Genomic DNA, 6,967 nt, shown 5'->3' with positions numbered 1-6,967 from the left:
CCGGAACACCGGTACCCAAAACCCGCATCTGACAACTCGGGGCACTTCACATCGAACGGCTGTTGGAACGATAAAGCAGCACACTACAAGACAAAAGTTCATGAAAATTTGGGTAAAAGTATTGCCATCTCTTGAATTCTTCAGTAATTTCCTCGACAAAACCAGATTGACAAGAGAATTAAGGAAATGAAGTTGAAGAATACATTCCAAAAAGTCTTTCCCGTTCTTGTTGTAGCCGCAACAATATTCGCTACCCCCACCGGAAGTTTTGCCCTGGAGACCACCCCAACAGTATCCGCCGCATCCCCAGCTGATAGCACGCAAGACAAAAACTTAGTTGGCAATCAAGCTTTAGCAATCCCTGCAAGCGAGGTATCAGAGTCAACAGATTTTAATACTGCGATGGCCACACTGTCTCACTACCTCGTATATCGGGCGGACGGACAACGCCATTTCGACACCGAAAAAGCCAAAGAAGAAAATGCGTCGCATTATTTACTCGTCGCAGGAGAAAACCTCAACCGCGTAGCCGACAATAACGAGGTCATGATATATAGCCTTGAAACGCGCGACATGCCTGGGTATGGAAACTGGTGCGGCCCAGGGCACAGTGGTCCGGGTGCCCCAATCAATACTCTCGACTCTCTCTGCCAAAAGCATGATAAATACTATGGTTCGCGAGGATACTTCGCTTGCTCATGCGACAGGGAGCTGGTTCAAGGAATTCGTAAAAACCGGGGCAAATTCAATGGAATCGGAGAAAACGCGATGGCCCTTGCTATTGCTACATATTTCAATTCCGCCCCGTGCAATCCATTAGCATAGTGGGTCCCCAACGGTCCAGGAAGGAGAAAGAAATGAACAGGCACAAAAGCAACAAGAGCCTAAAGTTAAGTAAACTTCTCTCAGCTTTACTCTCAACAACTGCGATTGCGTTCCCGTATCTTTTTCCTTCCATTTTTCCGGAAGGGACCATGCCGTATTATATCATTACCGTACCCATAGGTGTAGCAGCTGGAGTCCTTGCATACAAAAGCCAATCGTGGTTGCTTGTTGCATTTTCTATTCTTGCCGGATTATCCCCTCTACTGTTCGCTTGGATAATTTGGGTTGTTACCGGGATCATATATTTTGTCACGGGCGGTCGCTTCCCCAGCGCTGAATGGCTCTAAAGAATTCAGAGCCGCAGCACACCCTCGGCGAACAAAATATGCCTGAAATTTCCAGATCCCGCGCCCCCTACTGCGGTGCGGGCTTTCCGCAGCTTTAACCGTAAAGGTGTCAAAAGTGAACTGCTCCCCATAATCCGGACTGAAAAATCAGAAACCAGATTGTGGGGAGTTTTCTATGCATCCAGCAGCAAGTTGAGCCAGGCTCAGCGTGAACAAGCAGTGGAACTATTTGAGCAGGGCTATGGCGCTAGAGCGGTCTCTAATCCTCTCGTCTCATACGCTTCGCTAGGTCTATCCTCCCCGGACGCGGCTGCCCTACTTTCGCCCTCATCACCAAGCTCTGGCGAACAGCATATGTCATGTCAGCGCACCTAAGTTTTCCAACGATCATTTCACGGATAGTCGACCTGCGGTTTAGTGGAAGACCATGCCACCGTCGACGATGATGGTCTGGCCGGTGATGTAGTCAGAGTCAGGACCAGCGAGGAATCCGATGATCTTGGCGACGTCCTCGGATTCGGAGAGGCGCCCCAAGGAGATGTCCTTGGTGAACTGCTCCCAGCCCCACTCGGCGGGCTTGCCAGCGTTTTCTGCGAGCTCCTCGGCCAGTCCCTTCATGATCAGAGTACGCACGATGCCCGGCGCGATTCGGGCGGCGGCACGCGAGGGGGCATCGGCAGCGCTGACGGCGCATACGGAATGCTCGGATTCGGCGCAGCACACGCAACGTACGCGCAGATGAAGGTCCTCTTTCGAATCCCACAACGCCGCAGCAGGGGCGCCAGTATGATGAGAGAATGTCTGCTCTCACTTGCTCGGCACGGCTCGCCCAGGCCGCCGCTGCCTCATTCCTTGCCCTCGCGGCGCTCGCCCCGACTACGGCGTCCGCTCAAGAAGCTACACCGCTGCCTGCACTGTCCTCGACAAGCCTCACCGAGGTCATCGACTCCTATGCGGGCGCGTCCATGTTTATCAATATCAATGCCGGCTATCGGGTCATTCATCCCACGAGTCCCGCCGAGGAGCAGCTCATCCGCTGCATGGATTCGGTACCCAGCAGCTCGCGGGACCGCTGGAGCACGGCCGGCATGATGAGCAGTTATGCCGCGGGCTGGTGGTGCATTTTGAGCAACCCGCAGCTCTCTCTAGCGTTAGATAGGCACATCGCTCGCCCCATGAATTAGCAGCGCTTTCGCCGTCAGCGACCTCGTGTCGGCACCCTCCCGTAGCATGTGCGGTATGAGGACCGAGACACTCAATAACTTCGTAGACCCGCGGGTCGTCCAGCGCGGGGTTGCGCTGGCCACGCAGAATGCCGCGCGCATCGAGTCCGTCGAGGCTGCCCGAGGCGAGGGCGCCAAGGTGTCGGGCTATTGCACCGGGTCGCGTGGGGACGAGTACTTCGTCACGGTCGACTACACGCTGGGCACCGACGGGGTGGTCACGGCATTTAACTCGTGGTGCGCGTGCCCATATGGCGAGCGGTGCAAGCATGCGGTGGCGCTGGCGCTCAAGCACCACCTTGACTATCGCGAGATAGGCAAGCGCGAGCCGTTGGGCGCGTTCGGCGAGTTTGTTGACCACCTTGTGGAGCGCACGGACAGCTTTCGCGAAACACAGGAGGTGCTCAGCGAAGTACTGGGGTGGGAACGGCGCCGCCGGCCTGTACGACGCGAGCCGACGTGGCAGGAATTGTTAGAGGAATACCTGCCTGTGGAATCCGCAGAGTCCTCGGCCGCCACGCCAGTCGCGGTGGTCTTCGAGACCGACTTTAACGTTGTGGGGGATCATGCGGTGCTGCGCAACCTCAGCGTCACCGGCGGCCGACCGCGTAAAAACGGACGCGGGTGGGTGAGCTCTGACATGACGCTGGCTAAGCTGCAGAACGGCACCGGTCATCCCGTCGCAGAACGAGACCGCGACCGACTCATTGAAATTCTTTCCGAGGCTGGTTCTTACGACATTCATAGCCAGCCTCAGTCATTGCGGAGTCTCCGCAGTCCCAAGTTCTTTGCGCTTCTCGACGAAGCCCAGGAGCACGGCATCGAGCTCACCACGGCAGACGGAGGGCTCGTCATCCTCCATGAAGAGCCGCTCACCCCAACCGTGTACGTCACCGAGAATGATGAGGGGCTGCGCATGGACGCCGCGATCGTAGAGTCCGGCGACCATCCCCCACTCATTCTGGGATATGAGGCGCGCGGTGCGGCATGGTTCGATGATGACGGGTACCTGAACCTGGGACGCTTCCGGCACCGCGCACCAGCGGAATGGCAGCGCCTACGGGAAGCCCGCCGCCCCATCACGGTGCCGCCGGAGGGCCGCGCCGAATTCGAAGAGAAGTTCCTGCCGCGACTGCGTGCAACCGGGTGGAGCAGTCCGGACGAGTCGTTTGTGCCCACGCCACCGGCACCGCCCGTGGTGGGGGCGTTTGTCACGGCCACGGCCCACCTGTTGCGCGGGGCCGTCGAGTTCCGCTTCGCCTACTCCAACGGGCGCACGTACGCGCTGGGGACGGAAGCGGACCCGACGCGCAACGGGGAATCGGAAAGCGAGCTGCTGGCAGGCCTGGAAGGCTTCAACCTCACGGACCGCGAGATGATCGGCGCAGAACTCATGGAATTCCTGCATGAGACGCTGCCGCAGCTGGAAGCCGCGGATGTCGATGCACGGTTGTCGCCCGGCGCGCGGGAGCTCCTCGGGCTGGAGGCGGCCGAGTCCATCGATCTCCACGCGGGACTCAAGGGCCAGGACAAGGACTGGCTCGACTTGTCGATGGAAGTCCGTGTCGACGGGCAGGGCGTGCCGCTCGCGAAGGTCATCCGGGCGCTGCGTTCGCAGGCGCGCATCCTCATCGTGAACGGGCACTACGCACACCTCGACTCCCCGCAGTTCGATAAGTTCGCGCAGCTCCTCGAGGACGCGCAGGGGCTTTCCGATGCCCGCCGCAGCGCCGTCCGCGTGCCGAAGACGCGCGTGGACTGGTGGGACCAGCTGGGCGAGCTCGACGCGCTCCAGGTCGATGAGCGCGCGTGGCTCGACAAGGTCGTGGCAGCAGCGCACACGGAGCTGCCCTCGTTCGACGTGCCGGCTGCGTTGGACGCGACGCTGCGCCCGTACCAGGAAGACGGTTTCCGCTGGCTGGCAAGCCTGCGGCGGCGTGGATTCGGCGGCGTGTTGGCTGACGACATGGGCTTGGGCAAGACCATCCAGATTTTGTCGATGATCCTCGATTCTGGCGCCGGTCCCTGGTTGGTCGTGGCGCCGACGTCCGTGGTTTCCAACTGGAAGGCCGAGGCCGCGAAATTCGCGCCGTTACTGCGGGTGGCGGTGGTGGAAGCGACGGTGAAACGACGCCAGGATTCTCTGGCATCTCTGGCGGAGTCTGCGGATGTGCTCGTCACCTCGTATACGCTTCTGCGTCTCGAGGCATCCGAGTACCAGGCATTGGGCGTGGCGGGCGTGGTTCTCGACGAGGCACAGAACGTGAAGAACCCGACATCCAAGATCTACGCAGCGGTGCGCGACCTGCAGGCGCCGGTGCTCTACGCGGTGACGGGTACACCGATTGAGAACTCGCTCAAAGACGCATGGAGCCAATTCTCCCTCGCCGCGCCCGGTTTGTTGGGGAGCTTCCAGCAGTTCCGTGAACGTTTCGAAAAGCCCATCGCAGGCAACAACACAGAGCTGTCCAAGACGCGCATGGCGGAGCTGCGCCGCCGCGTCGAGCCGTTCCTGCTGCGTCGGCGCAAAGCTGACGTCGCGCTCGACCTGCCGCCCATCCAAGAGCAGGTCGTGCCGGTGGAGCTCGCGCCCGCGCACCGCAACCTGTACGACGTGCACCTCGCCCGCGAGCGCCAGCGCGTGCTTCACCTGCTCACCGAGGATCCCGAGTCCAACCGCGTCGAGGTGCTCGCCGCGCTCACCCGTCTGCGCCAGCTCGCGATTTCGCCGACGCTCGTGGAACCCGAGTCCGGTGCACCCAGCTCCAAGCTCGACGCGATGACGGGGCTCCTGCGCGACATCCTAGCCGAGGAACACCGCGTACTCATCTTCAGTCAGTTCACGAGCTACCTCGCGGAGATTCGTGCCCGCCTCGAGGCCGAGGGAGTCTCCTTCTCCTACCTCGACGGCGGCACGCGCGACCGCGACGCCGCGATCCGCGCGTTCACGGAAGGTAACACGCAGGTCTTCCTCATTAGCTTGAAGGCCGGCGGCGTGGGCCTCAACCTCACGCAGGCGGACTACGTCATCGTCGCGGACCCATGGTGGAATCCAGCAGCGGAGGCCCAGGCCATCGACCGCGCCCACCGCATTGGCCAGACGCAGCCCGTCACGGTCTATCGGCTGGTCTCCGCGAACACCATCGAGGACAAGGTCGTCGCCCTCCAGGACACCAAGCGCGCGCTGTCCAGCGCCTTCCTCGAGCCCACCGGTTCCGCGACCGGCGGGGCAGCGCTCGATGCAGCGGCGATTAGGGACCTGCTGGCCTAACGCAACGGGGCGCCGTCGAGGAAATCAGCGGCATGGAGATGTACTACCTCTCCAGTGTTCAGAGGCATTGCATCGAATGTGAGGAGAATGCAATGGCTGCCAGCGGGCAGGCCACGGAAGGAAGACAGCTCCCGATGCAGCGTCTTATCATCCAAGGCCGTGAGCGCGACCTGCACATAATAGCGTTCCTTATCCCGCGTCACCACGAAGTCGACTTCTCCCTGCGGCGCATTTCCAACTGCAACCGAGAATCCCCGCCGAAGCAGCTCGAGATAGACCATATTTTCCAGATCGTGCCCGGCATTCGACGAGTTCGCTCCAAGTAACACGTCACGCAGTCCTGGGTCGACAAAATAATACTTGGCACCGCCTTTGAGATGCGCTTTCCCACGGACATCAAAGCGGTCACAGCGATAGAGCATGTGCGCATCGACCAAAAGACCCAGGTACCGCTCCACCGTTGGTTGCGTCGTTTTTGCGCCCGCAGATGTCAGGTAATTGGCAATCTTGTGTGACGACAGCTGCGAGCCCACATTATCGAATACGAATCTCGCGACCCTCATGAACATGTCAGGATCTTTAATTGCACCTCGCAGTGCAATGTCACGCGCGAAAATAGAGTCGAAAATGGCGTTGTTGATCTCCCGTCGGATTTTCGGAGAGCCTGCTTGCGCCGCGGCTGGCAGCGTACCGCGCATCCATTCCGCATAACGAGCCGAAGGCTGAGAAGGAGCTTCCGGAGCGAACGAGGAGTACTCATGAAGCGAAAGAGGAAACATCTCCAGCTGTACATAACGCCCAGCTAGGTATGTAAGTCCCTCGCCCACGAACATGGAAGCATTCGAACCCGTCACCGTGATGGTGAGATTCTCGTGAAGCCGCAGCGAGTTAATAACCTGTGACCAATCGTCGAGCTCCTGAACCTCATCCACATGAAGATGCGTCGCCCCCGTTGCTGCAATTCGTGCCGTCATTTCCTCGTGAAACCGCTGGGCTTCACGAAGCCCCAGAGTGGAAAAATCCTCAAAGTTGACAGAAACGACCTTTTCAGCACCAACGTGTTGCTTATAAAGCTCCAGTAGAGACGACTTTCCCGAACGCCGCACACCACTTATTACTCTCACCATACCGTTAGCCGCCGGATCCGCGTCCCAATCCACCAATGTCTGCAGGTAGTCCTTGCGGGTGCGAAGTTCATGTGCGCGAGTCATGACTTAAAGTTTAGTTCAGATTTTCACCAATGGCACCAACAATTTAAAGTTAACTTTAGTTTTCTTCCCATTCCGGATGGAATTTAAAGT

At 59.2% G+C, this 6,967-nt stretch carries 5 protein-coding genes; 3 read left to right on the top strand and 2 right to left on the bottom strand.

Features of this window, described 5'->3' with window-relative positions; translation table 11 throughout:
- Positions 1-186 precede the first annotated feature (186 nt).
- Positions 187-825, top strand: a complete 639-nt coding sequence (locus HMPREF3153_RS12905; RefSeq protein ID WP_201818044.1) for a phospholipase A2 family protein — start codon at positions 187-189, stop codon at positions 823-825.
- Positions 826-1,586: 761 nt separating this feature from the next.
- Here HMPREF3153_RS12905 and HMPREF3153_RS13100 read toward each other — a convergent pair.
- A complete protein-coding gene (locus HMPREF3153_RS13100; RefSeq protein WP_236251915.1) occupies positions 1,587-1,937 on the bottom strand; it encodes an SDR family oxidoreductase in 351 nt (116 codons plus the stop codon).
- A 32-nt stretch (positions 1,938-1,969) separates the two neighbouring features.
- On the opposite strand from HMPREF3153_RS13100, the gene HMPREF3153_RS12235 reads away from it, so the two are divergent.
- The gene (locus tag HMPREF3153_RS12235; protein WP_046645680.1) at positions 1,970-2,356 is read left to right on the top strand and encodes a hypothetical protein; all 387 of its coding nucleotides are present in this window, start codon (positions 1,970-1,972) and stop codon (positions 2,354-2,356) included.
- A 55-nt stretch (positions 2,357-2,411) separates the two neighbouring features.
- Positions 2,412-5,666 (top strand): SNF2-related protein, encoded by a 3,255-nt coding sequence (locus tag HMPREF3153_RS12230; RefSeq protein WP_070421017.1) that lies wholly within the window; start codon positions 2,412-2,414, stop codon positions 5,664-5,666.
- On the opposite strand, the gene HMPREF3153_RS12225 is transcribed toward HMPREF3153_RS12230, so the two are convergent.
- A complete protein-coding gene (locus tag HMPREF3153_RS12225; protein WP_070421016.1) occupies positions 5,663-6,877 on the bottom strand; it encodes an ATP-binding protein in 1,215 nt (404 codons plus the stop codon). The genes HMPREF3153_RS12230 and HMPREF3153_RS12225 overlap by 4 nt on opposite strands.
- Between the last annotated feature and the right edge of the window lie 90 nt (positions 6,878-6,967).

The sequence above is a fragment of the Corynebacterium sp. HMSC06C06 genome, from assembly GCF_001807295.1.
GTDB lineage: Bacteria > Actinomycetota > Actinomycetes > Mycobacteriales > Mycobacteriaceae > Corynebacterium > Corynebacterium striatum.
Note: the sequence above shows the minus strand (reverse complement) of the source record. Positions and strands in the feature narration are given on the sequence as shown.